Below are 25,258 nucleotides of genomic sequence, written 5' to 3'. Positions count from 1 at the left end.
TTCACGTTGCCCCCTTGAACACCTACTAGATGCGCCCAAGGGAGGCAAAGTTACTTCCAGGCCTCGCGATTCGGCCGGGTAGGTCAGTGCAGGGGGTTGTCGACGTCGGCGGTGATGTGGGTGCCGAGGAGGTCGGCGTCGGCTGACACGGTGCCGTTCATGGAGGTGTGGAGGCCGCCCACGCCAGTCACGTAGAGGCCGGTTTGGATGCGGTCGGCCTGGGTGGTGGTGGTGGCCGCCAGGGTCGCGCTGGTGAGGGCTAGGGCCGCGATGAAGGTGCCCGTGATGAGTCGGACCGCAAGCTGACGCATGTGTTCTCCAGGGTTTGGGGGGATCGAGAGGCCACATCGACGGGCGGTTCGCGGGCACGACACAACGTAGTTGTCCGGTTACGGAATTGACAAAAAGGCCACGTGAAGAGCGGAAGTCCCGACTCGGGTGAGTTGGGACTTCCGCACGAGTGGTGAGGGGCGGGTTCGCCGGGTCAGCTCACGGCCTGCTTTGCGAGGGCGCTGATCTGGGCTTCCACCTCGGGGGTTACCTCGGTCAGGGCGAAGGCGGCTGGCCACATGGTGCCGTTGTCCAGTTGGGCCTGGTCGCTGAAGCCGAGTGTGGCGTAGCGCGACTTGAACTTCTCCGCGCTCTGGAAGTGGCAGACGATCTTGCCGTCCAGCGCGTAAGCGGGCATCCCGTACCAGAGCTTGGGCTCCAGGACCGGAGCGCTGGCCATGATGACGGCGTGGACGCGCTCGGCCATGATCCGGTCGGAGTCCTTCATCTCGGCGATCTTCGCGAGTACGTCCCGCATCGCCTCTGCCGCCTTGTCCGCGCGGGAGGCGCGGCGTGCTGCCTTCTTCTGGTCTGCTGCGTGTTCCTTCATCGCGGCCCGCTCTTCGGCGGTGAATCCCTGGTACGTGGTGCTCATGGTCGTACTCCTGTTCAAGAAACGTGATGGATGACTCAGGCGGCTTCCCAGACGAATCCGTCCGGGTCGGTCAGGACGCTCGCGTCGCTGCGGAGCACGATCCGGTGCGAACCGGTGCCGTCCTCGGAGACGCCAGCGTCCTTGGCGAGCGCGCGGCGCGGGTAGAGCGCCAGCGAGACGGCCGACGTAGTGCTGAACTCGACGTACTTTCCGCCAAAGCTCTTCGCCACGGGCAGGCCCTGGTCGACGTAGAAGCGCTTGCTCGCCTTGACGTCCACCACTCCCAGCAGGAGCGTGACCTGGTCGATCTGCCGGCTTACCGGGCCGCTGTCCTTCTTGGCCGAGGTAGCGACCTTGAGCAGCGTTCCGTCCGGGGCCTGTACGACGCCGCCGTACCCCCAGAAGCTCTTCGTGGCCGGCTTCAGCGTGGTGGCGCCGGCCTCGACGGCGGCGTTGATGATCGCGTCGACGTTGCCCGGCTGCGACATCACGAGTGACAGTGCGAATCCACGGAAGCCGGTGCTCGGTGCATCCGAGGCGCGGACGTTCACGTAAGGGGCCAGACCGAGAGCGTTGTAGAAGGCGGCGGCGGTGGTGTCGGGAGCTTCGAGGGTGACTGATTCGAACGTGGTCATGGCGGGTTCCTTTTCTAGCGAAGTGGGTTTTAGCGGTCTTGAAGGAGTCCGAGGACGTTGCCGTCGGGATCGATGACGGTGGCCACCAGGCGGCCGCCGCCAACCTCGTGCGCGGCCTCGGTCACGGTGGCGCCGGCGGCGATCACCTCGGCCAACTTCGCCTCGATGTCCGGCACGTGCCAGTACGACACCGGTGAGGTCATGCCCTGCGGTCCACCCCCGGGCACCAGGCCGATGTGCTGGCCCTCGGTGTCGAAGCCGACGTAGTACGACGAGTCGGTCTGCGGCTCGATCCCGAGCAGGGCCGCATACACAGCCTTGGATGCTGCGAGGTCGGACACGGGGTGCAGCACGGTCTTGATTCCCTGAGTGGTCATGCTCACTCCTTGTGGTTGAGGGCCTCGCTGTTTTCGTAGTCACAGCTTTGCTCCCGGCATGCCCTGCCCACATCCGTGGTGACCACGGAACGTTCTACGGATCGGTGCGTACGGAACGCGCCTCGGAGTGATGCGGCAAGATGGGGCAGTGGCAACAGCAGTGGACATCTCGCCTCGGGAAGCCGAGGTTCTGACCTTGGTCGGAGCTCATCTCAGCAACGCGGAGATCGCGGCCCGGCTATTCATCTCGGTGCGTACCGTGGAGAGTCACGTCTCCTCGCTGCTGCGCAAGCTGGAGGTGCCGGATCGGCGGGCGCTCGCCCATCGCACGCCCGAGCCGACCGGCGCCGCTCCGTCCCACCACCCGGCACCGGCTCTTCCGGCCCCGCTGACCTCGTTCATCGGCCGCGTGAGCGAGCAGGCAGCGCTGACCGAGATGCTCACGGCACAGCGCCAGGTGACCGCGGTCGGTCCCGGTGGAGTGGGCAAGACCCGGCTCGCGTTGGCGGTGGCCGCGGACGCAACCGGTGAGTACTCCGACGGCGTGTGGTTCGTCGACCTCGTCCCGGTCACGGATCCGGGCATGATCGCGACCGCTGTCGCCGGCACGCTCGGCCTCGGCGAGCAGCCTGGCCGTGACATGACCGAATCCGTGGTCGCCGCGCTGGCCGACCGTCATACCTTGCTGGTGCTGGACAACTGTGAGCAAGTGCTGGACGGGGTGGCGCTGTTTCTCGAGCTACTGCTGGCGAACTGCCCTCGACTGACCGTGCTGGCGACCAGCCGGGCCCGGCTGATGGTGCCGTTCGAACGGGTGTACCAGGTCCCGCCGCTGTCGCTGCCCGTCGACGGTGAATCCGACGCGGTCGCGTTGTTCATGGATCGGGCGGACGCGGTGGGCCGGCCGCTGGATTCACCACTGCGCGACCAGATCGTCGCCATCTGTGAGCGGCTGGACGGAATGGCGCTGGCGATCGAGCTGGCCGCGGCGCGGTATCACTCGCTCGGGCTCGACGGCATCACCGCTGCCCTGTCCCACCCGCTCCGCATGCTCACCGGCGGCTTCCGTGCCGATGAACGGCACCGTTCGGTGCGGGCGGCGCTGGACTGGAGCCATGCGCTGCTAGAGCCTGCCGACCGCGTGCTCTTGCGCCAGGTGTCGGTGTTCGCGGCGCCTTTCACCGCTGCCGCGGCGGGGGAGGTGGCCGAGACCGAGGAATTCCTGGTCGCCGATGGCCTGGCCCGGCTCGCCGAGCAGAGCCTGCTGGTGGTGACGGCATCACCGCGCGGTACGACGTACCGGGCGCTGGAGACCATCCGGCAGTACGCGACGGAGCAGCTCGCCGAGGCCGGTGAGCTGGCCGACGTTCGATCCCGGCACCTTCGCTGGTGCCTGAGCAAGGCGGCCGGCCTGGCAGTGGTCGGAGAGGACTGGCGGCCCAAGTTCGACGCGATCGCCGACGACCTTCGCGCCGCCCTGGCTTGGGCGGCGCAGGAGCCGGAGCAGCGCGCCGACGCGTACCGACTCGCCCACCACCTTGCGGAGCTGACGTTCACCCGCAACCTCATCGGCGAATCCCAGCAGCGGTATGAGCAGGCGGCCTCGTTCGCCGAAGACCCCGGCTCGGCCGCTGCCGCACTTCGGCACGCCGCCGCCGTGGCCGGCTGCCGGATGCGCGGTGACGACATGTACGACCTCTACCGCGCGGCTGCCGAATCCGCCCGCAGTGCCGGGGACAACGCCGCCGCTGCGTGTGACCTGGCGACCATGGCCACCACCGCGTACCGCTTCCCGGACAAGTTCGTACGGCCGTTGCCACCGGAAGAGATTGCGGCGCTCATCACGGATGCGCGGGAACTGGCCGGCGAGGACTCGGCCGCACAGGCCATGGTGGCGTTGGCCGAAGCCGCGCAGGCGCTCACGGCCGCGATCACCGCCGGCCAGGAAGCACCCGGCAACGCCATCCCGGAGACGGTCGCGAGCGCCGAACGGGCTGTCGAACTGACCCACCGTACGGGCGATCCGGTCGCCGAATCCGCCGCGCTCGACGTACTGACCTGCGCCCTGAGCTGGGCCAGCGACACGTTTGCCGCAGCCGCCACGGCCCAGCGCCGGGTCAAGGTGCTGTCGTCCACACCGAATACGCCGGCCGCTACCCATGAGCTGATCGAGGCGCTCGGTGAAGCCGCCGAGGCCGGCCTTGGTACCGGCGACCTGGCGGGGGCTCGCCAGTGGGCACGGCAACTCGCCGATCATCCGTTGCTGGCCGAGGTCGGGCACCGCGCCATGAGTTGGCTGCTGGTCGCGGATGCCTTGGCGGGCAACGTCGACGAGGTGCTCACCGGCAGCGTCCGGTTCCTCGATGCGTGGCGGCGCGCAGGCAGTCCCGCCCGGTCGTTCCTCGGTCCCGCGGTGGCCGCGGTGGCGATGATCCACGGCCTCCGCGACGACGATGACACCCGGCGTGAATGGCTGGAGATCCTGGATCAGCTCGGTGCTGAACGGGAACAGACCTATGGCTACGGCGCGATCTTCGACGCGATGCTGTTGCTGCACCACGGGCAGGTAGCGGAGGCGATGGAGCGGATGGCGCCCGAGCCCTGGGAGGTGTGGAAATGGGTCACCTGGATCTGGCACCACTGGTACGTCGCGCTGCGCGCCGAGGCCGCAGTGCTTGCCGGCAGCCCCTTTGCGCGTGACCGGGTGGCCGAGGCGCGGACCATCGTGGCCGGTAACCCGGTCGCCGGTGCCATGGTGGAGAGAGCTCAAGCCCTGCTCGACGCCGACCAGGAGGCGCTGCTCGCCACGGCAGCCGCGTTTGACGCCGCCGGCTGTCATTACCAGTCCGCACGGACCGTGTTGCTTGCCGAGCACGCGGAGACGAGCGGTTGACAGCAGGCCGACCCGGGCGTGTCCTTTGGGGTGAGGTGTGTGTCTCTATATCGGTCGCCCGTACTGCGGATGGCCGATCCTGGTCGCATTTCTCGGGGGCTAGAACCATGGGGGCGTAATCGTGAAGCGCTTGCTGTTGGCCGGGTTTGTCTCGGCCGGATTGGCGTTGCCGTTGTTGTCCGTACCGGCCGATGCGGCGCTGCCGGGAGATGTGGCGGTATCCGACCAGACGTACGTGCGCTACGACGGTGGTACCGATCCGGTGCTGGCCGCCTGCTCGATCAACAACCGGCAGCAGAACGAGCCGGCCGCGAGTATTGCCCCGCACAATCCGGCGCTACTGACCGCAGGGGCCAACGACTACTGCACGGTTCCGACGGCCGGTGGGACCTGGGCGGGCTTCTACTACTCGGCCACGGGCGGTTCGACCTGGACCAATAGCCTGTTGCCGGGCTATCCCGGTGACACCTCACCGGCTGGTACGGCGTCGCCCCTGAACCGAATCGGCGTCACCAACGCGGGTGACCCGGTGCAGGCCTGGGACAACAATGGCCACGTCTACTACGCGGGGATCGGCTTCAACCGGGCCAAGCCGGGACTCGGTTCGATCTGGGTCGCGCGCTACGGCTGGCCCGGCGGCGCGAGTCCGTCGTACCAGTTCACGACGCTGGTCGAGCGGGGGACGCCGAGCCCGATCTTCCTGGGCTTGTTCCACGACAAGATCCTGATCGAGGTGGACCGCGGCGCCGACAGCCCGTACGCCGGGAACGTCTACGTGTGCTGGGCGCGGTTCACCGCGAGCGGCCCCAATAATGGGGTCTTCGTGGCGACTTCGGCCGACGGTGGGCGCAGCTTCCGCACCCAAAAGGTCTCGGAATCGGTGCACGGTAGCCAGTTCTGCGATATCGCGGTCACCCGCAACGGTGACGTGCACGTTGCCTGGCGCCAATTCGACGCGGGTACGGGCCAAATGCAGAACAACGGCGTCGCCTGGGTGAAGTCGACCAATGGTGGCAAGTCGTTCAGCAAGCCGGCCGTGGCCGCTGAGTTCATCGGCTGGGACCCGGGCGATCAGACCGTTTCGCCCGCCGCGTACGGCCAGGCCAAGTACAACGCCTGCCTCGTCGGCGACGGCACTCTCGGCGCGTGCGCATCGCCGGAGCCGCGGGCGTTCGCGCGCGACTGCGGGGATGGCCCATTCGCCTGCCAGTCGGGTTACGTGTTCCACCGGATGAATACCCAGGTCCGGATCACCGCCGACCCGACGGCGTCCGGTGATCCCGACGAGGTGTTCGTGGTGTTCGACGCGAGCGTGCCCGGTTCGGAGACGTCTACCGGGTCGACGTACGGCACGATCTCGGAGGGCGTCGGAAGCCAGGCCTCGGTCTACCTCATCCGTACGACGACGGGTGGTTCGACGTGGTCCGCGCCTTCGCGCATCGACGCGCAGGCCGTTGGCCACCAGTACTTCCCCGACATCGTGGCCGAAGCCGGCCGGTTGCACGCGGTCTGGCAGGACAGCCGGTACGACGCGGTGGTCGGCCCGGGCGGGCGCGATTTCCGTAGTGTGCCGGTCGGGAACCGTGCGGTGGCAGCGAATCCGCCCGGCGCGGTGGCAGGACCTCCGGGCCTCGCCGCCTTCTACGCCACGTCGGCGAACGGCGGTGCTAGCTGGGTGGTCAGCCAGGTGAGCACGGTCAACACGATGCCGCAGTACGAGCAGTTCGGTGATCGCGATGTGCCGTTCTTCGGCGACTACAACTACATCGCGGCCTCTGGCACGACCGCGTTCATGACCTGGACGGATCACCGGGACGTTGTCGCGGGCAACGACCCGCGCTATCCGGTCGACGGCGTGGACGGCTTCGACGTACTGCAATGCCGTGCCGCCAACCCCGACGGCACCTTCGGCCCAGACACCTGCCCCAACGCAGGCGGCCTCGACCAAAACATCTACGGCGCCATCCGCTGACGCCTGACCGTCTGGAGGGCCTCGTGCCGAGGTTCTCCAGACGGGTTTGGTGGCGGGTACTCCAAGGGGGGAGGTGCTTTGGCAGCTCCGAGCAACTGAGGAGGCTCGTGATGGGTATTGGTGTCGGGATTTTCCTGCTGGCGGTCGGCGGTGTGCTGGCGTTCGCGGTGACGGATCGCATCAGTGGCGTCGACCTGACGATGGTCGGTTACATCTTGATGGGCGCGGGTGCGCTTGGGCTCGCGATCGCTCTGCTGATGAACAGCCAGCGTTCGCACACCTCGCACACGTCGGTGGAGGAACATCGCGACATCCCTTAGGCCTGGTGCTTGTATCGTCAACACACGTGGGCGTTAGAGCGTGACGCGGAGGCGGGAGTCGGCGCCGCGGCCGTAGCGTGGGTCGCCGCCGCGGATGAGGATCGAGTGCTCGCTGGCGGTCGCGCGATAGAGGCGGAACAGCCCGGGAGCACGGAGTTCCGCGGGTTCGATGCGTTTCTCCGTGGGCAATGACGAGTTGTAGATCGCGGCAGCCGCCTCGAGCTCGTCGTCCGGCACCAAGGCGGCCGAGGCGGTCATGTAGACGGCCTGGGCGCCACCGATTCGTACGGTCGAATCGAAGATCGCGATGCTGATGCGGGGCCGTACGGCGACGTTCGCCGAATGCAACGTTGTCGGCGAGGACACCCAGTAGAAGTCGGTGAACTCGTCAGCCGTGAAGTAGACCGGCGTGACCCACGGATTGCCATCGGCGTCGGCCGTGCCGAGAACCATATAGCGGTTCGTGGTGATCACCTCGCGGGCGATGTCGGCGGGCTCAGTCATGGTCGGCTCCCTTACGAACGCGGTACGTGAGGTGCTGCGCCGCCGGCGTCGTGATCGCGTCGGTCAGCTCGAACTGCGTGATATCGAGGTCCTGGAACAGGGGAGTGCCCGCGCCGAGCACAACCGGCGCCAGGTGCAGACTGAGTACGTCGGCCAGTCCCGCGCGCAGGCACTCGGCGGCGACTGCGCCGCCTCCCATCACCACGATGTCCTTGTCCCCGGCAACGGTTCGCGCTTGTTCGATAGCACTGGCGAGGCCGTCCGTGACAAAGCGGAAGCGGTCGGCCAGGCGTACGTGGTCCGGCTCTTTGTGGGTGACGACAAATACCGGTGGCGGTGTGGGCGGTTGGTGCGCGGCGCCGTAACCGACATCGTCACCCCAGCCGTTCGGGCCGTCGACGATATCGAAGGTGGTGCGTCCCATCAGCACCGCGCCGGTCCGGGCCACGGTCTGCTCCAGGATCTCGGCATCCCGTTCGGACTTCTTGCCGATCGCCCAGTCATGCAAGGCCTCGCCACCCACGCCGAGGCCGTTCTCGGCATCGACGTCCGCGCCTGCGACGTACCCGTCCAGCGACATCGAGATATCGACGATCACCTGCGCTTGTTGGGATGGCGGCCCGGCCTGTAGCACCTCCGCGAGGCGGTCCATCGAGTCGTTGATGCCGTCCTCCATGCCGGACTCGATCGCGGTATCCCGCGCCTGGATCGACGGGAAGACCGAGTGCGTGTGCAACCGGGTCGACCCGTCGAGATCCTCGAAGCGGTGGGTTTCCAGGCAGACGTCATCCGGCCAGCCCTCGTACTCGAAAGTCTGGATGATTCGCTCGTTCTCGGTGGCGGCGTGGAACACACCCCGGAAGGCGTACTCGGTGCCATCGGCATCACGGTGGAGATACCGATACCGGCCGCCCGGGCGTACGTCGTACTGCTCGACGTGCATCTCGACTCCGCGGGGCCCGAGCCATTGGGCGATCAGGTCGGGGTCCGTCGACGCCCGCCACAGTTGTGCGGGCGTCGCGTCGAACTCGCGGGTCACGTCGATGAACGGCGTCCCGGGTTGGGCGGTGATGGTCGTGGGTTTGCGGCTCATGGTCTGGACTCCTTCTCCGCTTGGGTTTCCTTAGCTTTTCCGCAGGTTGTCGAGTACGGCGTCGAGTCGGCGGTGCTGGTCTTCCAGGGCGAGGCGGTATCGGTCGATCCAGCTCGTCAGCTCCTCGAGCATCACCGGGTCGAGGTGGCACGGCCGACGCTGACCGTCCCGGCTGCGAGTGATCAGACCGGCGGCCTCGAGCACCTGGATATGCCGCGAGACGGCCTGCTTGGTGATCGCGAACGGCTCGGCCAATTCGTTCACCGTCGCCTCGCCCCGCGACAACCGCGCGATCAACGCCCGCCGAACCGGATCCCCCAACGCCGTGAACGCCCGATCCAGCCGCTCCTCCACCCCATCGGCAAGGGGCGACTCCTGCATGCGAGACATAATCAACCAATCCGTTGATCAACCAACACGTTGACAATAAGCCCAGACTCCGACCCCGTCAACCTTCCCTTGCATTCATCGGTCCGAATCCGCCCTCTGGCCGCCGCGGACCTGTACAGGTACGCACACGGGAGAGGGCGGATTCGGACCGATGAATGCAAGGGAAGGAGGAAAGGCAGAGGCCCTCTCGTTGGGCGGGCGAGAGGGCCTCTGGGTTGGGGGAGGGATCGGGGTTAGGGGGTGCAGGTGGGTTCGCCGGGTTGGGTGCCGAGGTTCACGGCGGCCCAGGCGGCTTTGACCTTGTTGTACTTGGCGCACGTCGCGTCGAGGTTCTTCGCGGCGTTGAGGGTGGCGATGCGCCACTTCGGGTAGCTCATACCCGAGGTCTTGAGCAGCATCGCGTTGTAGAAGATGCGGCCGGCTTCCTTGATGCCGATACCCGTCAGCGTGGTGCTGTTGCAGGTCGGGCTGACCGGCTGGCCGTTGGTCGGGTTGGTGCCCTCGGCAAGCAGGTAGAACCAGTGGTTCATCGGACCGGCGGCGGCGTGCACGGACGACGGCAGGCTGGTCGAGTAGCAGTTCGGGTGGCCCGAGACCCTCGACGGGTTGTACATGTAGCGGATCGGCCCGTTGCCGACTAGGTTGATCTGCTCGCCGACCTCGTAGTCCGGCTTGTCGTTCGCGTTGTTGAGGTACGCCTCGGTCAGCGCGCCCCAGATGTCCGCGACGGACTCCTGACCCGGGTGACCGGAGATGCCGCCCGGCGTCTTGGCGTCGAGACCGTGGCCGTACTCGTGCGCCACGACGTCCGTACCGGTGATCCAGTAGTTCTGGTTGTTGCGGCCGAAGACGACACCGCCGATGTTGCTGGAGTGGTTCCAGTAGGCGTTGACGTCGGGCAGTCCGACCTCGGCGTCGGCCCAGCGGCCGCTGCCGTCGAGGCCGTTGCGTCCGTACCAGTTCTTCAGCAGATCCCATTCACCGGCGGCGATGTACATGACGTCGACGCAGCCCGAGACCTTGTTGGTCTTGCTGGTGTTGCCCCAGACGTTGTCGGCGTCCGTCATCACGGCGTTGGTGCTGTAGTCGATGCAGGACAGGCTCGGCCGGGCCGGGTCGGTCATCCGGTACGTGCCGCCCGACAGCGTGGTGCCGAAGCTCAGGCCCGAACCGTTCCAGATGCCCGTGCCGGTGCCGGACGCGGTCTGCTCCGCCGAATGCGCGACCTTGCCGGTGGTGGCGTCGACGTACACCAGCTCCTGGCTGGCGTTGTTGCCGTGGTCGTGCGCGGGGTGCTTCGCCTTTCCGGCGACCGGCACCTCCCAGGCGAGGACGGGCTTCGGCTGACCGATGACGAGTACGACGAGCTTCGGCGTACCCGAGCCGGTGACCGTCGTGAACGCCTTCCGGGCGGCGGTCGTCGCGCGGGCGGCGGCGAGCCTGGGCGTCGTATCGACGGAGATGGTCGCCTTGGAAGCGGCGATGGTGGTGAGCACCTTGCCGGCGGCGTCGGTCGAGACGACGGCGTCGCCACCGATCACCGGCAGGCCCTGGTAGGTCTTGTTGTACGAGACGTAGAACAAGTCCTGCTTGTCGGCCTGGCCGCCTTCGAAGACGCCAAGGCGGACGAACTGCTCCGCGGTGCTCTTGCGCAAGCTGCCGATGGTGCCGTTGACGGCCTGGTCGGCGGACGCGATGGCGAGGGCGGTCGGGTCGGGCGCGTCGATGGGGGCGGCCGATCCGGTGGCGAAGCTGCTGCTCGCCAGGGTTCCGGCTATCAGTGCGGCGGTCAGTCCGGTGACCGCGGTCAGTTGTACGGCACGGCGTTTGCGATGGGTGCTCGCCGAACTCAGAACTCTCACGGTGCTGCTCCTCACGGGGGCAGAGGGGGCGGGGTCACGAGATGGCCCGCCTCACTGAGCCACCTCATGAGACGAACGGTGGCCAATTAGCCGGTTTCACGGCAAGTAAAAGTCACCCTCGGTTGGGTCTCGTGACATAGAGCAAGGGGAACCATTCGGGTGAACAGCGACACACCCTCTGTCATCCCGCTGCGACAGAGGGTCACCCTTCCTTGACAAGCGGCCTCGCGCACCTTCCAGAGCCGTCGCGTGGTGCGTGCCTGCGGCGTACCGTGAGTGATGGGTGGGGACCCGGTGGGGGTTCTGTTAGGCGTGGGGGTTTGATGTGGCCGGGCGGGAGCCATCGAGTGATTTCAGGGCACATACGGCGGCCTTGGCCAATGCGTATCGGGACGCGTTGCTGACGGGTGATCGGGAGCTCGGCAAGGAGAACGTGATTCTGCGCGCGCTGGTCGCGGCCTCGGCGGCGGACATGTCGCAATGGGTGCGGACGCGGCTGCCGGAAGGCGACTCGGTCGCGGAGCCGATCGACAAGCTGCTGCCGGATCTGCAGCAAGCGGATCACCTGGGCAAGGGCATGGCGGCTACCAGGAAGAAGCTGCTGAGCGAGGCGGTGGCGGCGGTCTGGGCCGCGATCCTTGGTGGTGGCTGGCCGCTCTGGTTGACGTCGTTGATCGCGGCCATCGGCGGAGTGTTCGCCTTCTCCGAACGTGCGGGCGAAACGTTCGGCGCCGTCATCATCCCGGTCATCGCCGCCGGCGGGGGCGCGGTGCTGGCCTTCGTCCGGGTGATCCAGCATTCGCCGACCGCGGTGACGGCGATCAGCGGTTCGGCCGGGAAGCTTTGGGACAGCGTCGACCAGATCGGCGGACGTGCGGAGCGGTTGTTCAACCAGCGCGTTCAGCCGGGCATCAGCACGCTTTACCACCTGGTCGACCAGACGCCCGGGCCAACGCCCGTCCTCCGCGAACTGCGTGGAACGGCCAAGTCGATCGTCGGCACGCTCTACGTCCTGCTGGCCGTTTGCCTGGTGTTCTTCGGCCTCGGCGTCGCGAATGCCGCAAACGATTACTTCAAGCAGTCGCAGTGCTACGGCACCACCTGCGTGCCGGGCTGAAACCGGGTTGGCGGATTCTTTGGTTGCATTACGAATCAGTCGAGTTTAAAGCCCCTCAGAGGGGTACGATTCGGCTGCCCGGCCCGGCTGTTCCCCCCGTGACGGTCGGGTCGGGTCTTAAGCGCCATCGACCTGACCCGCGGGCCTTCCTCGAGTCCAAAAGAGGCCAGGAATGAGCAACGCGATTCGCGTCGTCCAAGTAGGCGCGGGCGCGATGGGGCAGGCCTGGCTGCGCGCGATCGACGCGTCGCCCGACGTCGAACTGGCCGGTCTGGTCGACCTCGACGTCGAGGTGGCCCGCGCGGCCGCGACGCCGTACGACGTGCCGGTGGCGGCGACGCTGTCCCAGCTCGACGTACCAGCTGATGCGGTCGTCAACGTGACGGTGCCGCCGGCGCATCGGCCGGTCAGCGTGGAGGCCATGCGGCTCGGGTTGCCGGTGCTGTGCGAGAAGCCGATCGCGCCGACCGTCGCCGAGGCGCTCGAGATGATCCGGGTATCCGCCGAAACCGGACAGCTGTTGATGATCAGCCAGTCCCGGCGGTACTACAACGCGTTCATCGAGTTCCGCCGGTTGGCCGGCGCGCTCGGCACGATCGGACTGGTCAGCTGCGAGTTCCTGAAGGCGCCGCGGTTCGGGGGATTCCGCGACGAGATGGCCGAACCGCTGCTGGTCGATATGGCGATCCACCAGTTCGACGCGGCGCGCGCGTTGCTGGGAGAGGACCCGCTCTCGGTGTACTGCGAGTCGTACAACCCACCATGGAGTTGGTACGACGGTAACGCGGCCGCGAATGCGGTGTTCGAGTTCGCGTCCGGCGCGCGGTTCGTGTTCAACGGGAGTTGGTGCAGCCCGGGGCTCGAGACTTCGTGGAACGGTTCGTGGCGAGTCAGCGCCGAGCACGGCTCCGCGACCTGGGACGGCGACCACGCGCTTGCCGTCGAAGGGCCGATCGGCGGCATCGAGCTTGGCGACGAGCCCGAGGAGCTCGCCGGCTCGCTGCGCGAGTTCGTTCATTGCCTGCGTACGGGCGAGACACCCGGCACCGAGGCGAGCAGGAACGTGCACAGTCTCGCGATGGTCGAGGCGGCCGTGTTGTCCGCGACCGAGCGGCGACGCGTTGTGATCGCCGAGATACTGGCCGCCGCCACAGCCTGACGGTTTTCGTCAAGGTCGGAGATCGACCTGTCGCACGACCCTTCCTTTACTCCGGAAAGTATGCCATTCTCACAATCGATTCCGCGGATCCTATCGGATATCGAATCGCCCGGACGGAGTGCTGTGTGAGTGGAACCATCGAAGTGCAGCCGGTGCCGCCACCGGTCGTGGTAGCCGATACCCGACCGAGAGCCGGCCTGTCGAAGCGAACGAAGACGCCCAAGCAGAGCAGGCGTGTGCAGGCGAAGCGGGCCTGGCAACGGCACTGGCAGCTCTACCTGCTGGTGATCATCCCGGTCGCGTATTTCGTCATCTTCAAGTACATCCCGATCAGCAACGCCGTGATCGCGTTCAAGAGCTACAACGTGATGAAGGGCCCGTGGGGCAGCGACTGGGTCGGGCTGAAGAACTTCGAGCTGTTCTTCGGCAATCCGATGTTCGGCACGCTGCTGAAGAACACCTTCATCCTGGCGTTCTACCTGGTGCTGGCGAGCTTCCCGATCCCGATCCTGCTGGCCATCGCGCTGAACGAGATCCGGCACGGCTTCTTCAAGAAGACGCTGCAGCTGGTCACCTACGCGCCGTACTTCATCTCGACCGTCGTGGTCGTCTCGATGACGCTGCTGATGCTGTCGCCGCGACTCGGCATCGTGAACGACGGTCTCGGCCTGTTCGGCGTACCGGCGATCGACTTCCTCGGTGATCCGGACTACTTCCGCCATATCTACGTCTGGTCCGACGTCTGGCAGACCACCGGCTATTCGGCCGTGATCTACATGGCCGCGCTGGCCGGGATCGATCCCGCGCTGCACGAGTCGGCCAAGATCGACGGCGCGAGCCGGTTGCAGCGGATCCGGCACGTCGATCTGCCCGGCATCATGCCGACGGCGGTGATCATTCTCGTGCTGGGCGTCGGCAACATGATGGCGATCGGTTTCGAGAAGGCCTTCCTGCTGCAGAACCAGCTGAACCTCGCCCAGTCCGAGATCATCGCGACGTACGTCTACAAGACCGGTCTGATCAACGCCGACTTCAGCATGGCGACGGCGATCGGCTTGTTCAACTCCGTGGTCAATCTCGTGCTGCTCCTGTTCGTCAACTTCGTCGCCAAGCGGATCACCGGGAACGGGTTGTGGGGATGAGCACGCTTACGATTTTCCGCCGTTCTGTTAAGGATGCTCCGGGGAAGAAGATCAGCGAGCCGTTCAGTGACCGGGTGTTCCTGGTGGTCATCACGGTCATGCTGGTGGTGGTGCTCGCGGTCGTCCTGATGCCGTTGGTCTACATCGTGGCCAGCTCGTTCAGCAGTGCGAACGCGGTGAGCTCCGGCCGGGTGCTGTTCTGGCCGGTCGAGTTCTCGCTGCGGGCCTACGAAGTGGCGTTGAGCAATCCGCAGGTGTTGCGGGGCTACTTCAACTCCTTGATCTACGCCATCGGCGGCACCCTGATCAGCGTCACCCTGACCGTGGCGATCGCGTATCCCTTGTCCCGCAAGGGATTCTTCGGCCGCAACGTGATCATGACCGGTCTGATCTTCACCATGTTGTTCTCCGGCGGCCTGATTCCGACGTACATGGTGGTGCAGGATCTCGGCCTGCTGAACACCCGTTGGGCGCTGCTGCTGCCGAGCGCGATCGGCGTCTGGCAGGTGATCATCGCCCGGACGTTCTTCGTGCACACGATTCCCGACGAGTTGTACGAGGCGGCCACCCTGGATGGCGCGAGCGATCTGCGGTTCCTGTGGTCCGTGGTGTTGCCGTTGTCCAAGCCGATGCTGGCGGTGATCGCACTGATGTACGCGATCTTCCAGTGGAACTCGTACTTCGACGCCCTGGTCTATCTGAAGGACCCGGATCTCTTCCCGCTGCAGATCGTGCTCCGGAACATGCTCATCCTGAACACGACCAACGGCGGCTCCACCGACTTGGCCCAGCAGCTCGAACAACGACAGCTGGCCAACGTCCTCAAGTACGCGCTCATCGTCGTCTCGAGTGTGCCCGTACTGCTGATCTACCCGTTCATCGCCCGCCACTTCACCAAGGGCGTGATGGTCGGCGCGGTCAAAGGCTGAACACCTCAATCTTTTAGGAAGGGAAGCACCATGCGTTCCATCACAAGCCGCGTGACCGCTCTGGTGGCGGCCACCGCACTGGCTGTCGCGGGTTGTAGCTCGAGCGACGAGGACGGCGCGAAGGCGGAGATGAATGGCGACAAGGTCATCATCGACACGCTCTCGCCGGCCGACCCGGATACCAATCTCGCGACCAACAGCATCTCGAAGTTGATGAGCGACAAGTTCAAGATCGACTTCCGGTTTCAGAGCACCACCTTCGACGCGGCCGCGGCGAAGGAGAAGCGCCAGATCTCGCTGGCCAGTGGCGACTACCCGGACCTGTACATGCTGATCCCGTGGGTGGACGGCTTTACCCAGGCAGAGGTGCTCAAGCTCGGCACCCAGGGTGTGGCGTTGCCGATCGAGAACCTGATCAAGGAGAACGCGCCGAATATCCAGAAGGCGCTCGACTCCAACAAGACGCTGAAGGAGATGGCGACCGCGCCCGACGGTCACATCTACGCGATGCCGCAGTGGGCCGACTGCTACCACTGCACCTACCCGGACAAGCTGTGGATGAACAGCACCTGGTTGAAGAAGCTGGGTCTGCAGCAGCCGAAGACGACCGAAGAGCTCAGGACGGTCCTCAAGGCTTTCAAGACGCAAGACCCGAACGGCAACGGCAAGGCCGACGAGATCCCGATGTCGACCGACGCCCGCGACAGCAGCCTGATCGCGTACCTGATGGGGGCGTTCGCGTATGACCCGGTCGGCTCGAACAACGGCACCCGCGGTCTGCTCACGCTGAACGGCGACAAGGTGGTCACCCCGATCGACAAGCCGGAGTGGCGCGAAGGCCTGAAGTACATCAACTCGCTGGTGGCGGAAGGCCTGATCGACAAGGCGTCGTTCACCCAGAGCTCGGACGCGCTGCGGGCCATCGGTGACAACCCGAAGGCGGTGCAACTGGGTTCAGTACCGGTCCTGCACCCGGGCATCTTCGTGACGCTCGACTCGAAGGACGGCCGGGACAAGCAGTACGACTCGGTGCCGCCGCTGACCGGGCCGACTGGCAAGAGCTACACCGGCCTGCAGTACCCGACGTCGATCAGCTTCACCTTCATGCTGACGAACAAGGCCAGCAAGGAGGCACAGATCGCCGCGATCAAGATGCTCGACTACATCTACACCGACGAGGGTCAGCGCATCGCCACGATGGGGCCCGAGGGTGTCGGCTGGGTGAAGCCCGGGCCGAAGGACGTCGCGCTCGACGCCAAGGCCAAGGCGGCGTACAAGCCGTTGCCTAGTGCAACGACGCCGAAGAACATCTCGTGGGGTGCGCTGGCGCAGTACAACAACACGCTCGCCTACCGGAACGCCCAGGCGGTGCCGACCGACATCTACTCCGAGGCGGGTTACGAGCGCCGATTGTTCCAGGCCACCAAGCAGTACGAGGGGCATGAGGACAAGGCGCAGTTCTTCCCGACCGTCTCGGTCTGGATCGACCCGAGCTTCGGTGCGGAACTGGCCACGCTGCAGACCAACCTCGACAGCTATGTCCTGCAAAACCAGTTGGCCATGATCACCGGGTCGAAGAGCCTCGACACCGACTGGGATGCCTTTGTGAAGGGTCTCGAGGGTGTGGGCATGCCGCGATACCTCGAGCTCTACCAGCAGGCGTACGACAAGTACAAGAACGGGAAGTAGATGCTTTGGTATACCGCGCCCGCTCCCGACTGGTTCGAGGCGCTGCCGCTCGGGAACGGCCGGCTCGGCGCCAAGGTGTTCGGCCGGGTCGAGACCGAACGGATCGCCCTGAACCTCGACGAGCTCTGGTCCGGCGATGGGCCTTCCGCTCTCGGTGTGACCGATGGGCCGGCGACGTTGGCGGAGATCCGGCGGCTGTTGCTGGTCGACGGTGATCGGCTGGCCGCGTCCTCGAAGGCACGGGAGTTGCAGGGGCCGCTTGTCGAGTCGTACCAGCCGTTGGGTGACTTGGAGATCACTGATCTCGTCTCAGAGCAGCCGTTCAAGGAGTACGAACGGCGGCTCGACCTGGCGGACGGGATCGTGTCGGTGCGGTATACCAGGGGTGGTGTCAGGTTCGACCGGGAGATGTACGTGTCGGCGCCGGACCAGGTGCTGGTCTGCACCATCCGCGCCGATACGCCCGGTGCGATCAACACCCGGCTCGGACTCGTCAGCCAGCACCCGGCCGGGTACGAACAACTCGACGGCTCGACCGTGGCGATGCGCGGGCATGCCCCGGCGGACCTCACCATCGAGTACCGCGAGAGCCCGGACCCGATCCGGTACGCCGAAGGCCGGGGCATCGGCTTCGGCGTGGCCTTGAGGGTTTACGTCGACGGTGGCACGGTCGTCGCCGGGCCGGACGGCATCACGGTGCGGAACGCGGACAGCCTCACCGCCGTACTGGCAGGTGCCACGACGTTCGAGTCTTGGGACACCAAGCCTGGCGCGGATCCAGCGGTCGCGGTCGCGGAGGTCGTCGGGACGTTGGCGGCGCTGGCACGGGAAGGCTTGCGGGACAGGCATGTCGCGGATCATCGGGAGTTGTTTAATCGAGTGGAGTTGGCGTTAGAGACGCCGGACGAGCTGACGGCATTGCCGACCGACGAGCGGGTTCGCCGGGTTGGTGCTGGGGGCAACGATCCTGGGTTGGCCGCATTGGCCTTCGACTTCGGGCGGTACTTGCTGATGGCAAGCTCTCGTCCGGGCACGCAAGCGGCCAACCTGCAGGGCATTTGGAACGAGGATCGCCGTCCGATGTGGGCGAGCGACTGGACGAACAACATCAACACCCAGATGAACTACTGGGCCGCCGAGGTGGTCGGGTTGTCGGATTGTGCCGAGCCGTTGTTCGACAACATCGTGGCGCTTGCGACGGCCGGTGCCGCGACGGCCCGCGATCTGTACGGAGCACCCGGTTGGGTGTCACACCACAACGCCGACATCTGGATGGCGACCTGGCCAGTCGGCGCGGGTGGTGACGATCCGGTCTGGTCGATGGCGCCGAGCTGCGGGATCTGGTTGTCGGCGCATTTGATGGACCACTGCCGGTTCAGTCTCGACCGGGAGTTCCTGCGGGACAAGGCGTATCCGGTGCTCAAAGGTGCGGCGGAGTTCGCCTTGTCCATGCTGGTGGAGGATTCGCGCGGGCAATCGCAGATCGTGCCGTCGACTTCGCCGGAGCATCACTTCTACGTCCCGACCGGCGAGAAGGCTTCGGTCGATATCACCACGACGTACGACATCTGGGTGTTCCGCGAGCTTTTCGCCAACGTCCTCGAGGCCACCGAAATCGTCGACGGGGATGCCGATCTGGCCAAGCGGGTGCGCGAGGCGCGGTTGCCGGAGATCCCGATCGGCGCGGACGGCCGGATCATGGAGTGGTCGACCGACTGGCCGCCGTCCGAACGCCATCACCGGCACCACTCGCACCTCTACGGATTGCACCCGGGCGCCGAGATCACGGCCGCCACGCCCGAGTGGGTCGCCGCGGCGCGCGCCACGATCGCCGTACGGGCTGAGCTCGGAACGCCCGCAGGTGGTTGGACGCATGCGTGGTACGTCGCGTTCTGGGCTCGCCTGCTGGAAGGAGACAACGCCGGCCGGGTGGTCCGGGAGTATCTCGGGCGGTTGGTGTCGGACAACCTCTTGCATCGCGACGGCGACATCTTCCAGATCGACGCCAACTTCGGCATCACCGCCGGCATCGCCGAAATGCTCCTGCAAAGCCACACCGGCGACATCCACCTCCTACCCGCATTGCCGAGCGATTGGCCCAACGGCTCAGTCCGCGGTCTGCGTGCCCGAGGTGGCCTGACGATCGACCTGGAATGGCGCAACGGCCGCCTCACCAAAGGCCAGGTGACGGCCGACCGCGACGGCCAATACGTCCTGCTCTACGACAACACCCGCACTGCGGTAGACCTCACCGCGGGGCAGGCCAAACCGATCTAGGCGCCCTTGGATTTGGGTCGGCGCTTCGGCTCCGGCTGGGGTTTGGCTGTGGCGTGGCGGCCGCGGTCGGTGACGAGGGTGGTGGGGGAGGCGTGGTGGATGGCGTCGACGAGGTCCTGGTACGACGTACGGCGGGCGAAGCTTTCGGTGGAACCGGGCCAGCGGCGGATCGGGCCCCAGTCGTCCGGGCTCGGGGGTAGTTCGCCCGCGTCGTCCGGGTCGACGGTGATGACGACGAGATGCGGGATCCAGCGCTCGCTGCCGTCGGCGTTCTTGGATGGCAGGAGGATGCGGCTGACCTCGCGGATGTCGGCCCACGGCGTTGCCTTCGGCCAGCGCCCGCCGAGGTAGAGGCCGTGGTGATCGATGACCAGGTTGACGCCGTCCGTGTCGGTCTCCTGGGTGCGATCGTTCTTCGCGGTGTTCCAGGCGAAGTACCCGCACAGGGCGAGGACGGCCGCGATCGTGAGCGGCCCGACCACCGACTGCCAGAATCCCACCAGCAGGGCGCTGCCCGAGCCGCCGCGCAGCCGGATGAAGAGGGCGATCACCAGCAGGATGGCGAGTAGTGCGATACCGACGACCGCGATGAGGTTCAGCGCGGCCTTCAGCTCGGCACGGTCGGAGCGCCGTACGACGAACGCGTCCGGATCGGGTGGTGACGTGGCGGTCATACGGAGATTCTGCGCCCTCACCGGTCCAGGCCCCGGCCGGCGCCTTGGTTAGCTGACCCGTAGGTGCCGTCGTTCTGCCAGCTCCTCCGCGCTGACCACGGTCAGAATCGGGGTACCCGGCGGCGCGAACATGGTCACCACCAGCTGCGACTGCGCGTCCGGAAGGTTGTTGCCACCCTGGAGGTGGATCACGTCGCCGCCGGGCTCGAACACGGCGTCACCGGCCTTGAGCACGCGCGGTGCCTGTCCCTCCAGCTCGAAGAGGATCTCGCCCTGGACGACGTAGCCGAAGATCGGCCCGGGGTGCCGATGCGGCGGCGCGCCGGGGTTACCGGGCGGCAGGGTGACCCGGATGGTCCGGGCCTCGGCGCCGGCCGGGATCATGGCCGCCGCCTCCGGCAGGGTCGTGATCACCTCAACACCTGGGGGTAGCTGTGTCATGTATTCCTCCAAGGAAGGGACTCTCCACAGCAAGGACAAGGCAGCCTCCCCGTTTGTGACGGCCCGCGTGGATCAGACGCGACCACTCGTGACAGAAGGTGTGTGGTGGAAGCCCGACTTTTGGAGGGGTGGTTGCGGGGGCAGGTAGTCAAAGGGTGGAGTGATTTGCCGGATCGCTCGGTCTATCTGACTCTTAACGGGCTGGCGGCTTTGGTGCGGCGGTTCGGTCGGTAAGAATCGCTGCATGTCCGATCGGTCTGCACCGCCTGACAGCTCAACCGCCACCCTCGCCTCCGCCGGGAGCCGCGGGCGACGGCCAAGCCCGAAATCGGGCAAATGGCGGCGGGGCTGGTTCATCGCGTTCCTGGCCGTGCTGGTCATCCTGCCGATATTGCTGCATCGGCAGATTCCCAACAGCGTCGGCAATCTCGGCAGCCTGGTCGACACGTTCCTGCCCTGGGTCGGTGCCGCGATCCCCGTGCTCGCGGTGCTGGCGCTGATCCGCAAGTCCGCGACCGCCGGGATCGCCGTGGTCGTGGCGCTCGCCGTCTGGCTCGGCAGTTTCGGCAACGCGCTGATTCCGGGTAAGGGCGGCGGCGATCACAACGTCACCGTGCTCACCCACAACGTCGACGCGGCCAACACCGATCCAGCCGGGACGGCTCGCTCGATCATCGCGGCCGGGGCCGACATCGTGGCGCTGGAGGAGATCACGTCGCGGGATCTGCCGGTGTACAAGCGCGAGCTCGGTGGCACGTACAAGCACGTCGCCCAGCGGGACACCGTCGCGCTCTGGTCGCGCTATCCGATCGCGGACACCGGTTCGGTCGACATCGGCTTCGCCTGGACTCGCGCGTTGCGGGCCAGGGTGAGTACGCCGGAGGGTGACATCGCGGTGTACGTCGCGCACCTCGCCTCGGTCCGCGTCGGCACCAGCGGCTTCACGTCGAACCAGCGCAACGACACGATTCGTCAACTGGGACAGGCGATTTCGAAGGAGGAGCTCGCCGGCGTGGTCGTGATGGGCGACTTCAACGGTACGGTCGGCGACCGCAGTCTCGCCCCGATCACCGCAGGTCTGCGGTCGGCGCAGGGCGCGGCGGGTTACGGCTTCGGGTTCACCTGGCCGGCCGAATTCCCGATGGCGCGGATCGACCACATCCTCGTCCGCGGCGTCGTACCCACCAAAGCCTGGGTGCTACCCGCCACCGGCAGCGACCACCGCCCGATCATCGCCCAACTCCGCATCTAGGCAAGGCCGTTGCGATACGCGTAGGTGACGGCCTCGGCGCGATGGCGGGCGCCGATCTTGGCGAAGGTGTTGTTGATGTGGGTCTTGACCGTCGCCTCCGTGATGAACAGGCGCGCGGCGATCTCGGGATTGCTGAGGCCTTTCGCGATCAACACCAACACCTCGGTCTCGCGCGCGGTCAGGCCGTCGCGTCCCGGCACGGGCCCGGGGGAGGTGAGGCCGGCGATGAGACGGCGGGAGACCTCGTGGTCGAAGGTGGCCTGGCCCGCCGCGGTCGAACGCAGGGCGGCGCCGATCTCGACCCGGCCCGCGTCCTTGGTGAGGTAACCGCGCGCGCCGGCCGTGAGCGCGGCGCTGATCGACTCGTCATCGGCGTACGTCGTGAGCACGAGCACCGCCGTGTCCGGGTGGCCAGCGGTGATCCGGCGAGTGGCCTCGATCCCGTCGACGCCGGGCATGCGCAGATCCATCAGTACGACGTCGGGCCGTCGCTCGGCGACCAGCTTCACGGCCTCTTCGCCGTTGACGGCAGCGCCGACCACGTCCACGCCGTCGATCATGCCGAGGAGCGCGACTAGACCCTCACGCACGATCTGCTGGTCGTCGGCCACCACTACGCGCACCATTTCAGTCATCGCCGTTCATCCTCACAGGTACCTCTGCGACGACTCTCCACCCGCTCCGCGCTTGTCCCGCAGCGAGCGTCCCGCCAACCAGTGCGAGGCGTTCGCGCATCCCGGTCAGCCCGAACCCTGGTACCGCTGTAGCCGTTTCAGCTTGTTGTGCCGGGCCTGAGTCTTCGATCGTCACGGAAGTCCTGTCGTCGAGATAATCGAGCCGTACGTCGACCTGGGCGCCCGAGGCGTGTTTGGCCGCGTTGGTGAGGGCCTCGCGGCTCGCGCCGAGTAGAGCGACTGCGACGCCTGACGAAACAGGTCGAGGTGTGCCGCTCTGGTGAAGCTCAATCGGCACAGCGTGGTTGACCCGGTGCTGCGCGACCAGTGCCGCCAGTGCATCCGGTAGAGCCGGTACGTCGGCACGCAGGGCTGCAACGGCGTTACGCGCCTCGACGAGCCCTTGCACGGCAAGCCGTCGGGAACGTCGTACACGCTCTAGTGCAGCCTCAGGATCGTTCCGCTCGGTCAGGAGTGCCTCGGCCACGTCTAACTGGACAGTGAGCGCACCAAGAGCGTGAGCCAGTACGTCGTGCAGCTCGCGGGCTATCCGGCCGCGCTCGTCGAGGGCGGCCGCTCGTGCCTGTTCCTGCTGGGCCATCCGGGTCTGGACGAGCAGCTCAACGGTCTGCCGGGTCTGGGCCTCGAACTGGCGCCGGTTGAGCCCGAGCAGAACGAGGATGACGATCAGGCCGTACAGGCCCAGCAGCCAGCGGCCCGGCTCGTCCCAGAGCGCGGCGGACGCGGTCAGTACGGCAGCGCACAAGGTGCTGAACGCGACGATCGGCCAGATCCGGCGGGGATAGTGGATCGCGAACATCACGATGCTGAGCGCGGTCAGCACCATCACCCCGGAGACCTGCAGCCCGACCACGACGGCAGCGATCAGACCGCTCGCCGCCAACCCCGCCAGCGCGAACCGGGGATGCCGGGTCAGCACGGCCATCGCCGCGAGGAAGCAGGCCAGGCTGATACCGGTGATCGCCCACGGCCAAGACCACTCCGGGCCGGACAGCGCCAAGCTGGCGACCGCCACGACCGTGGTGAGGACGCGGACGATCCAGCCGGCCTCGGTATGGGTCTGCCTCATGCGCACAGCCTAGAAACCGATCGGCCCGCCCGAACCGGCCGCTGGGTGGAGACCGGGTGGAGAAACCCGCGCGGGTGGATCGGAAACCGTCGGCGCTCAGGAGTAACGTTCCGGCCACCGTAAGTGACAGGGCCTGGCTAGGTATCCAGACGGAGAGTAATTGGAAAACATCTGAACCAATCGCGGAGTCCTTCCGTGCTGTGTGTCGAAGGACCAAAACGACTCACCACGGAAGGTTCTGCCGATGTCGATTCGCAAGTTCGTGCTGCCCGTAGTCGCGACCGGAGTGGCCGCGGCGACCGCGCTGGCCGGTGCCGCTTTCGCCCACGACGAAGCCCCGCCAACGTCACCTCACCAGCACGCCACGACCGCCGCTTCCACGACCAGCACCGGCTACACCACCAGTAGCAAAGAGCAGGCGGTGTACTTCGCCGGCGGGCTGAGCGGTCGGAACGAGGTTGCCAACGGCGACCCCGACGGTCGCGCCACCGGCGTGGTCCGGATCAAGGGCGACCAGGTCTCGTATGCCCTGCGCTGGCAGAACATCACGGCCCCGAAGGCGTTCCACATCCACCAGGGCGTGGCCGGGACCAACGGTGGCGTCAAGATCGACTTCCTCGGCTCGGACATCCCGGCCGGCGCGGAGGCCATCACCGGTAGCGTCAATGTGGCGGACAAGGCGTTGCTCGATGCGATTCGGAGCAACCCGGCCGGGTTCTACCTGAACGTGCACACCGCGGAGCACGGGGGCGGAGCCGTTCGAGGCCAGTTGCACACGCTCAAGAAGGCGGTCGACCTCAACGGCGTACTGAATGGCAGTGCGGCGGCGAGCCTGCGGTCTGTTGCCGATGGCAAGCAAGAGGTACCGGGGCCGAAGCCGTCCGGTGACAAGGACGGTTCTGCCGCTTGGCTGGTGCGCACGAGCGGCGACAAGGTCTCGTACGCGACCGTCTGGACCGGGATTGGCGCACCGACCAACGGGCACATCCACTCCGGCGTCAAGGGCGTCAACGGCCCCGTCGTCGCCGACCTCTTCGCCGACGCGGACGGACTGCCGGCCTCGGTGACCGGTATCGCCGGTACCGCCACGGTCAGCGCGGACGTCGTCGCGCAGCTTGCGAAAGAGCCGGCTCGCTTCTACACCAACCTGCACACGGCCGAGTTCACCGGCGGCGCGGTGCGCGGTCAGCTGGCCAAGAACACGTACGGTCAGCCGCGCGCGGTGAACGCGGCGGTGGTCGGCGGCTCTCAGATCTACCAGTGCACGGAGCAGGCTGACGGCACCTTCGCCTACGGTCAGTTCGGTGTCGCCGCCGTGCTGCGTGACGGCATCCTGCACTCGTTCGCCCGCCCGGTCGCCGGCCCGCCGCAGTGGATCGCGCCGGACGGTACGGCGGTTGCCGGCAAGCTCATCAGCAAGTCCGCGAATGGTGCGGGCAACATCCCGGAGCTGCTGCTCGACGCCGACCAGTTCGGCACCCATCGCGGCATCCTCGCGGACACCACCCAGATCCTGCGGCTGAACACGGTCGGCGGTGTCGCTCCTGCCGGTAGCTGCGACCCCGAAACCGCCGCGATCGCGACCGTGCCCTACCAGGCGGATTACCTCTTCCTCGGCTGATCTCCTTGTTTTCTTGAGTTTCTGCCGAGTTGGCAGTGACTTGCCTCCGGGCTGCTCGTTAAGACCAGTACGGGGATGTCGGGTAGGTTTTGTGGTGCTGGCCTGCGATAGCCAAGCGACCGGCACCTGCATCACAGTTTGACCTTGTAGTGACTGCGGCCGGACGGGCCGTGGCAGCGCGGTGAGCCTTCTTGCGCAGTCGGGCACGGCAACGATCCGCGA

23 protein-coding genes are annotated in these 25,258 nt (G+C 66.6%); 11 read left to right on the top strand and 12 right to left on the bottom strand.

Going from position 1 to position 25,258, the window contains the following annotated elements:
* Positions 1-83 precede the first annotated feature (83 nt).
* The 4 genes from OG394_RS13945 to OG394_RS13930 form a co-directional block, all read right to left on the bottom strand.
* Positions 84-311 (bottom strand): hypothetical protein, encoded by a 228-nt coding sequence (locus OG394_RS13945; RefSeq protein WP_328995756.1) that lies wholly within the window; start codon positions 309-311, stop codon positions 84-86.
* Between the two features lie 173 nt (positions 312-484).
* A complete protein-coding gene (locus tag OG394_RS13940; RefSeq protein ID WP_328995755.1) occupies positions 485-925 on the bottom strand; it encodes an iron chaperone in 441 nt (146 codons plus the stop codon).
* 35 nt (positions 926-960) lie between these two features.
* Positions 961-1,560, bottom strand: a complete 600-nt coding sequence (locus tag OG394_RS13935; RefSeq protein ID WP_328995754.1) for a glyoxalase — start codon at positions 1,558-1,560, stop codon at positions 961-963.
* A gap of 29 nt (positions 1,561-1,589) precedes the next feature.
* The gene (locus tag OG394_RS13930; RefSeq protein ID WP_328995753.1) at positions 1,590-1,937 is read right to left on the bottom strand and encodes a VOC family protein; all 348 of its coding nucleotides are present in this window, start codon (positions 1,935-1,937) and stop codon (positions 1,590-1,592) included.
* A gap of 148 nt (positions 1,938-2,085) precedes the next feature.
* Here OG394_RS13930 and OG394_RS13925 point away from each other — a divergent pair, with 148 nt between their 5' ends.
* The 3 genes from OG394_RS13925 to OG394_RS13915 all read left to right on the top strand — a co-directional run bounded on the left by OG394_RS13925 (position 2,086) and on the right by OG394_RS13915 (position 7,122).
* Positions 2,086-4,830, top strand: a complete 2,745-nt coding sequence (locus OG394_RS13925) for an ATP-binding protein (RefSeq protein ID WP_328995751.1) — start codon at positions 2,086-2,088, stop codon at positions 4,828-4,830.
* 121 nt (positions 4,831-4,951) lie between these two features.
* Entirely contained in the window at positions 4,952-6,802 is a 1,851-nt protein-coding gene (locus tag OG394_RS13920) for a hypothetical protein (RefSeq protein ID WP_328995749.1), read from the top strand.
* Positions 6,803-6,912: 110 nt separating this feature from the next.
* Positions 6,913-7,122: a DUF6458 family protein gene (locus OG394_RS13915; RefSeq protein WP_328995748.1), complete on the top strand. Its 210-nt coding sequence runs from the start codon at positions 6,913-6,915 to the stop codon at positions 7,120-7,122.
* A 33-nt stretch (positions 7,123-7,155) separates the two neighbouring features.
* Here the strand turns inward: OG394_RS13915 and OG394_RS13910 are convergent, their stop codons facing one another.
* The 4 genes from OG394_RS13910 to OG394_RS13895 all read right to left on the bottom strand — a co-directional run bounded on the left by OG394_RS13910 (position 7,156) and on the right by OG394_RS13895 (position 10,971).
* A complete protein-coding gene (locus tag OG394_RS13910) occupies positions 7,156-7,626 on the bottom strand; it encodes a pyridoxamine 5'-phosphate oxidase family protein (protein ID WP_328995747.1) in 471 nt (156 codons plus the stop codon).
* Entirely contained in the window at positions 7,619-8,719 is a 1,101-nt protein-coding gene (locus tag OG394_RS13905) for an SRPBCC domain-containing protein (protein WP_328995746.1), read from the bottom strand. Before OG394_RS13905 ends, OG394_RS13910 begins: the two co-directional genes overlap by 8 nt.
* Positions 8,720-8,749: 30 nt before the next feature.
* Entirely contained in the window at positions 8,750-9,100 is a 351-nt protein-coding gene (locus tag OG394_RS13900) for an ArsR/SmtB family transcription factor (protein ID WP_328995745.1), read from the bottom strand.
* A 242-nt stretch (positions 9,101-9,342) separates the two neighbouring features.
* Positions 9,343-10,971 (bottom strand): M4 family metallopeptidase, encoded by a 1,629-nt coding sequence (locus tag OG394_RS13895; RefSeq protein ID WP_328995744.1) that lies wholly within the window; start codon positions 10,969-10,971, stop codon positions 9,343-9,345.
* A gap of 373 nt (positions 10,972-11,344) precedes the next feature.
* Between OG394_RS13895 and OG394_RS13890 the strand changes: the two genes are divergently transcribed.
* From OG394_RS13890 to OG394_RS13865, 6 genes are all read left to right on the top strand, one after another.
* On the top strand, positions 11,345-12,088 hold the full coding sequence (locus OG394_RS13890; protein WP_328995742.1) for a hypothetical protein: 744 nt from the start codon (positions 11,345-11,347) through the stop codon (positions 12,086-12,088).
* 172 nt (positions 12,089-12,260) lie between these two features.
* Positions 12,261-13,247, top strand: a complete 987-nt coding sequence (locus tag OG394_RS13885; RefSeq protein WP_328995741.1) for a Gfo/Idh/MocA family protein — start codon at positions 12,261-12,263, stop codon at positions 13,245-13,247.
* A 125-nt stretch (positions 13,248-13,372) separates the two neighbouring features.
* Entirely contained in the window at positions 13,373-14,389 is a 1,017-nt protein-coding gene (locus OG394_RS13880; RefSeq protein WP_328995740.1) for an ABC transporter permease, read from the top strand.
* Positions 14,386-15,318: a carbohydrate ABC transporter permease gene (locus OG394_RS13875; protein WP_328995739.1), complete on the top strand. Its 933-nt coding sequence runs from the start codon at positions 14,386-14,388 to the stop codon at positions 15,316-15,318. Before OG394_RS13880 ends, OG394_RS13875 begins: the two co-directional genes overlap by 4 nt.
* Positions 15,319-15,348: 30 nt before the next feature.
* Positions 15,349-17,007 (top strand): ABC transporter substrate-binding protein, encoded by a 1,659-nt coding sequence (locus tag OG394_RS13870; protein ID WP_328995738.1) that lies wholly within the window; start codon positions 15,349-15,351, stop codon positions 17,005-17,007.
* The gene (locus OG394_RS13865) at positions 17,008-19,284 is read left to right on the top strand and encodes a glycoside hydrolase family 95 protein (protein WP_328995737.1); all 2,277 of its coding nucleotides are present in this window, start codon (positions 17,008-17,010) and stop codon (positions 19,282-19,284) included.
* Here the strand turns inward: OG394_RS13865 and OG394_RS13860 are convergent.
* On the bottom strand, positions 19,281-19,958 hold the full coding sequence (locus tag OG394_RS13860) for a hypothetical protein (RefSeq protein ID WP_328995736.1): 678 nt from the start codon (positions 19,956-19,958) through the stop codon (positions 19,281-19,283). The genes OG394_RS13865 and OG394_RS13860 overlap by 4 nt on opposite strands.
* A gap of 48 nt (positions 19,959-20,006) precedes the next feature.
* Entirely contained in the window at positions 20,007-20,399 is a 393-nt protein-coding gene (locus OG394_RS13855) for a cupin domain-containing protein (protein WP_328995734.1), read from the bottom strand.
* 244 nt (positions 20,400-20,643) lie between these two features.
* Between OG394_RS13855 and OG394_RS13850 the strand changes: the two genes are divergently transcribed.
* Positions 20,644-21,651 carry an endonuclease/exonuclease/phosphatase family protein gene (locus OG394_RS13850; RefSeq protein WP_328995732.1) on the top strand — a complete coding sequence of 336 codons (1,008 nt, stop codon included), beginning with the start codon at positions 20,644-20,646 and terminating at the stop codon, positions 21,649-21,651.
* Here OG394_RS13850 and OG394_RS13845 read toward each other — a convergent pair.
* Together OG394_RS13845 and OG394_RS13840 are read right to left on the bottom strand one after the other, a co-directional pair.
* Positions 21,648-22,286 (bottom strand): response regulator transcription factor, encoded by a 639-nt coding sequence (locus OG394_RS13845; RefSeq protein WP_328995731.1) that lies wholly within the window; start codon positions 22,284-22,286, stop codon positions 21,648-21,650. The two genes, OG394_RS13850 and OG394_RS13845, sit on opposite strands and share 4 nt — an antisense overlap.
* On the bottom strand, positions 22,279-23,415 hold the full coding sequence (locus tag OG394_RS13840; protein ID WP_328995730.1) for a histidine kinase: 1,137 nt from the start codon (positions 23,413-23,415) through the stop codon (positions 22,279-22,281). Before OG394_RS13840 ends, OG394_RS13845 begins: the two co-directional genes overlap by 8 nt.
* A gap of 244 nt (positions 23,416-23,659) precedes the next feature.
* Between OG394_RS13840 and OG394_RS13835 the strand changes: the two genes are divergently transcribed.
* Positions 23,660-25,036: a CHRD domain-containing protein gene (locus tag OG394_RS13835; protein WP_328995729.1), complete on the top strand. Its 1,377-nt coding sequence runs from the start codon at positions 23,660-23,662 to the stop codon at positions 25,034-25,036.
* Positions 25,037-25,258 lie beyond the last annotated feature (222 nt).

This window comes from Kribbella sp. NBC_01245 (assembly GCF_036226525.1).
Classification (GTDB): Bacteria; Actinomycetota; Actinomycetes; order Propionibacteriales; family Kribbellaceae; genus Kribbella.
Note: the sequence above shows the minus strand (reverse complement) of the source record. Positions and strands in the feature narration are given on the sequence as shown.

What these genes read in the sequence shown, in the direction of transcription:
- OG394_RS13945 (WP_328995756.1), bottom strand. Translation starts at nt 311, where the DNA reads ATGCGTCAGCTTGCGGTCCGACTCATCACGGGCACCTTCATCGCGGCC.
- OG394_RS13940 (WP_328995755.1), bottom strand. Translation starts at nt 925, where the DNA reads ATGAGCACCACGTACCAGGGATTCACCGCCGAAGAGCGGGCCGCGATG.
- OG394_RS13935 (WP_328995754.1), bottom strand. Translation starts at nt 1,560, where the DNA reads ATGACCACGTTCGAATCAGTCACCCTCGAAGCTCCCGACACCACCGCC.
- OG394_RS13930 (WP_328995753.1), bottom strand. Translation starts at nt 1,937, where the DNA reads ATGACCACTCAGGGAATCAAGACCGTGCTGCACCCCGTGTCCGACCTC.
- OG394_RS13915 (WP_328995748.1), top strand. Translation starts at nt 6,913, where the DNA reads ATGGGTATTGGTGTCGGGATTTTCCTGCTGGCGGTCGGCGGTGTGCTG.
- OG394_RS13910 (WP_328995747.1), bottom strand. Translation starts at nt 7,626, where the DNA reads ATGACTGAGCCCGCCGACATCGCCCGCGAGGTGATCACCACGAACCGC.
- OG394_RS13905 (WP_328995746.1), bottom strand. Translation starts at nt 8,719, where the DNA reads ATGAGCCGCAAACCCACGACCATCACCGCCCAACCCGGGACGCCGTTC.
- OG394_RS13900 (WP_328995745.1), bottom strand. Translation starts at nt 9,100, where the DNA reads ATGCAGGAGTCGCCCCTTGCCGATGGGGTGGAGGAGCGGCTGGATCGG.
- OG394_RS13885 (WP_328995741.1), top strand. Translation starts at nt 12,261, where the DNA reads ATGAGCAACGCGATTCGCGTCGTCCAAGTAGGCGCGGGCGCGATGGGG.
- OG394_RS13875 (WP_328995739.1), top strand. Translation starts at nt 14,386, where the DNA reads ATGAGCACGCTTACGATTTTCCGCCGTTCTGTTAAGGATGCTCCGGGG.
- OG394_RS13870 (WP_328995738.1), top strand. Translation starts at nt 15,349, where the DNA reads ATGCGTTCCATCACAAGCCGCGTGACCGCTCTGGTGGCGGCCACCGCA.
- OG394_RS13865 (WP_328995737.1), top strand. Translation starts at nt 17,008, where the DNA reads ATGCTTTGGTATACCGCGCCCGCTCCCGACTGGTTCGAGGCGCTGCCG.
- OG394_RS13860 (WP_328995736.1), bottom strand. Translation starts at nt 19,958, where the DNA reads ATGACCGCCACGTCACCACCCGATCCGGACGCGTTCGTCGTACGGCGC.
- OG394_RS13855 (WP_328995734.1), bottom strand. Translation starts at nt 20,399, where the DNA reads ATGACACAGCTACCCCCAGGTGTTGAGGTGATCACGACCCTGCCGGAG.
- OG394_RS13850 (WP_328995732.1), top strand. Translation starts at nt 20,644, where the DNA reads ATGTCCGATCGGTCTGCACCGCCTGACAGCTCAACCGCCACCCTCGCC.
- OG394_RS13845 (WP_328995731.1), bottom strand. Translation starts at nt 22,286, where the DNA reads ATGACTGAAATGGTGCGCGTAGTGGTGGCCGACGACCAGCAGATCGTG.
- OG394_RS13840 (WP_328995730.1), bottom strand. Translation starts at nt 23,415, where the DNA reads ATGAGGCAGACCCATACCGAGGCCGGCTGGATCGTCCGCGTCCTCACC.
- OG394_RS13835 (WP_328995729.1), top strand. Translation starts at nt 23,660, where the DNA reads ATGTCGATTCGCAAGTTCGTGCTGCCCGTAGTCGCGACCGGAGTGGCC.